The organism is Kitasatospora sp. NPDC093558, from assembly GCF_040683475.1.
Classification (GTDB): Bacteria; Actinomycetota; Actinomycetes; order Streptomycetales; family Streptomycetaceae; genus Kitasatospora.
The window spans coordinates 1-1,128 of record NZ_JBFBDY010001335.1; the positions used below are offsets into that span (position 1 = coordinate 1).

The 1,128-nt window shown below is 72.2% G+C and carries 3 protein-coding genes; all 3 read left to right on the forward strand.

Annotation, left to right across the window (positions count from 1 at the left end; genetic code table 11):
• The first annotated feature begins 48 nt into the window (after nucleotides 1–48).
• The 3 genes from AB0O00_RS40775 to AB0O00_RS40785 are packed head-to-tail and all read left to right on the forward strand — an operon-like array spanning nucleotide 49 to nucleotide 1,086.
• A complete protein-coding gene (locus AB0O00_RS40775) occupies nucleotides 49–534 on the forward strand; it encodes an ATP-binding protein (protein ID WP_363659704.1) in 486 nt (161 codons plus the stop codon).
• A gap of 8 nt (nucleotides 535–542) precedes the next feature.
• Nucleotides 543–722, forward strand: a complete 180-nt coding sequence (locus AB0O00_RS40780; protein WP_363659705.1) for a hypothetical protein — start codon at nucleotides 543–545, stop codon at nucleotides 720–722.
• Between the two features lie 4 nt (nucleotides 723–726).
• Complete coding sequence (locus tag AB0O00_RS40785) at nucleotides 727–1,086, forward strand: zinc ribbon domain-containing protein YjdM (protein ID WP_363659706.1); 360 nt, start codon at nucleotides 727–729, stop codon at nucleotides 1,084–1,086.
• Nucleotides 1,087–1,128 lie beyond the last annotated feature (42 nt).

Genomic DNA, 1,128 nt, shown 5'->3' on the forward strand with positions numbered 1-1,128 from the left:
GCCGTCTCATCGGAGCCTCCCGTTGACCGAACCCGCCGAGGGCGCACGGTGATCCGCCGCTGGCGCGACCGCCGGCACCGCGACCACTACTCCGCCGAGCCCGTCCGGCCCGTCGAGCACCACCGCAGCTACCGGATGAGCCTGGCCAGCAGCTGGCTGGCCGCCCGGGCGAGCCGCCGGATCACGGTGACCGTGCTCACCGGGTGGGGCGTGCGGCCGAGGAGCACAACGCACGACGCCGCCGTCCTCGCCGTCACCGAGATGGTCACCAACGCCGTCCGCCACGCCGGTTCGCGCTCCCCGTTCTTCGAACTGCTGCTGGCCATGACCGACACCCACCTCGAAGCGGGCGTCCGCGACGGCCACCCCGGCCTGCTCGACACCCCGCGCGCAGGTGACACCGGAGGCCTGGCCGACGTCGCGGACCTCGCCCGCCACCTCGGCGGCGACCTGACGATCCAGCCCGCGCCCGACGGCGGCAAGACCGTCCGCGTCCGCCTGCCGCTCAGCCCGTCCACCGCGACCCCGCAGTAAGGCCGTCCTTGCGCTTCACCATCACCACGTACGACGACCACGGCACGCCGACCGCCCCCCGGACCGTCGACCTGCCCACGCTCCAGGCCCTCCTCGCCGAAGCCGCCACCACCGGCCGGCGCCTCCACATACGCCCGCAGTCACCGCCGACCTCGGCAAACACCCCTGACGACGACTGGATATCCTGAACACATGAGCGACAACCTCCCCCCGTGCCCGCAGTGCTCCAGCGAGTACACCTATGAGATGAACGCCCTCATGGTCTGCCCGGAGTGCGGCCACGAGTGGGTCCCCGCCGACGCCGGCGAGAGCGCCCCGGCCGCGGCCGGCGAGCGCGTGATCAAGGACGCCGTCGGCAACCCGCTGGCCGACGGCGACACCGTGACCGTCATCAAGGCCCTCAAGGTCAAGGGCAGCGTCTCCGGCATCAAGGCGGGCACCAAGGTCCGCAACATCCGCCTGGTCGACGGCGTCGACGGCCACGACATCGACTGCCGCATCGAGGGCTTCGGCGCCATGCAGCTCAAGTCCAGCGTGGTGAAGAAGGCCTGAGCCACCACCCCACCCGACCATAAGGCCGCGGGCCGATCGACG